Source organism: Micromonospora sp. D75, assembly GCF_018070405.1.
GTDB classification, from domain to species: Bacteria; Actinomycetota; Actinomycetes; order Mycobacteriales; family Micromonosporaceae; genus Micromonospora; species Micromonospora chalcea.
In genome coordinates this window covers 1-1,689 of sequence record NZ_JAGPXV010000910.1, presented here as the reverse complement: position 1 = coordinate 1,689, position 1,689 = coordinate 1, and the positions used below count along the sequence as shown (strand labels likewise).

Annotated in this window: 1 protein-coding gene and 1 pseudogene; both read left to right on the top strand. The window is 69.0% G+C overall.

All coding sequences use genetic code 11. The annotated features are described in order from the left end of the window. A pseudogene (locus tag KBX39_RS30590) lies at positions 1-182 on the top strand (FAD-binding protein); the annotation flags it as partial. A gap of 57 nt (positions 183-239) precedes the next feature. Beyond that, positions 240-1,274 carry an MBL fold metallo-hydrolase gene (locus KBX39_RS30585; RefSeq protein ID WP_210873880.1) on the top strand — a complete coding sequence of 345 codons (1,035 nt, stop codon included), beginning with the start codon at positions 240-242 and terminating at the stop codon, positions 1,272-1,274. The last annotated feature ends 415 nt before the right edge of the window (positions 1,275-1,689 follow it).

Here is a 1,689-nt window from a genome sequence, read left to right as displayed (position 1 = left end):
ATGTCGCGCTGGGTATCTCCGGGGCGATCCAGCACCGGGCCGGCATGCAGACCTCGAAGACCATCGTCGCGGTGAACAAGGACGCCGAAGCGCCGATCTTCGAACTGGCCGACTACGGCGTGGTCGGTGACCTGTTCAAGGTCGTCCCCCAGGCCGCCGAGGAGATCCGCAAGCGCAAGTGACACAGTCGTGTCGGTCATGCTCTGGATGGAGGACGGCGAATGGTGGGGGCAGCAGCGATGCGGATCGAGCCCGATGACGTGACGTCGGACTGGACGCGTCCGGGCGTGTTCGAGGTGGCCGCAGGTGTGTACCGCATTCCGCTGCCGCTACCGCAGGACGGTCTGCGATCGGTGAACGTGTACGCCCTGGCCGGTGACGACGGCCTCGTGCTGGTCGACTCGGGCTGGGCCATCACGGCGGCCCGACAGGCATTGGACGCGGCCCTGGCTGCACTGGGCGCGGGCCTTGCGGACGTACGCCGGTTCCTCGTGACGCACGTGCACCGCGACCACTACGCGATGGCGGTGGCCGTACGGCGCGAGTTCGGCACCACGGTGAGCCTCGGCGAGGGCGAGGAACCCTCTATCCGCGAGCTGTCGACTCCGGGCCACCGGCCGATGTCCGAACACTGGCAGGCGCTGATGCGATGCGGTGCGGGCGAGATCGTCGGAGCGCTGCGCGCGCGGGCCGAGTCGGCGCGGCATGATCCGACGGACTGGGCGGCACCGGACGACTGGTTGGCCGGGGGGACCGACGTCGTCCTGCCGACCAGGACCCTGCGGGTGGTGGCGACCCCTGGACACACCCGTGGGCACGTCGTCTTCCTCGATCGCGACGCGGAGCTGATGTTCACCGGCGACCACGTCCTTCCGCACATCACACCGTCCATCGGCTTCGAGGCGGCGGCCGCGGCGCTGCCACTCGGGGACTACCTGGATTCGTTGCGGTTGGTCCGGTCTCTCCCGGACCAGCGGATGCTGCCCGCGCACGGCCCGGTCGGCCCGAGTGTCCACGCGCGCGTCGACGAACTCCTGCACCATCACGCGAAGCGACTCGACCAGGCGTGCGAGGTCGTGCGTGACGCGACGACGGCTTACGAGGCGGCGGGTCAACTGACCTGGACCAGGCGGGAGCGTGCCTTCGCCGACCTGGACCTGTTCAACCAGATGCTTGCCATCACCGAGACGGCCGCCCACCTCGACCTGCTGGTGGCGCAGGGGCGGCTGAAGGCTGCCGACATCGACGGAGTGCGCCGCTACGCCCCGGCGTGATTGCTCTGGACAATCCCGTTGGAGCCGGCCGCGGTGGGCGTAAGCGCGGGGTGCCAGCTGCAATCCGGCACCGATGATGACCATGGGCCTCCGGGCTGCCAGCGGCTCCGACATGTTGCTGTTGCCTGAACGGCCCGGACTGCTGGTTCGGGAGACCGCGTTGGCCGAGTCGGTCGAGTCCGTAAATCGCAGTAAGCACGACCTCCTCCATGAGCGGCCTGACGTAGCACAATCGCCGGATGAGCGGGCGGCGGGCTTTCGACCTCCACTTGGAAGAGGTGTGGGCCGGGTGCTGCGCCGGAGTCGGCTGTGGCGCTTGAGCTGACTCAGCCGCCGTGAGTCTGGGCGGCAGCGAGCGCTGAGCTGAGAACCGGCACGCCTATCGTGGCGATCCAGAGGTCGCCGACGGTGACGT

Bases quoted from the DNA above. Each gene is read 5' to 3' on its own strand.
- KBX39_RS30585 (WP_210873880.1), top strand. From the start codon at position 240: ATGCGGATCGAGCCCGATGACGTGACGTCGGACTGGACGCGTCCGGGC.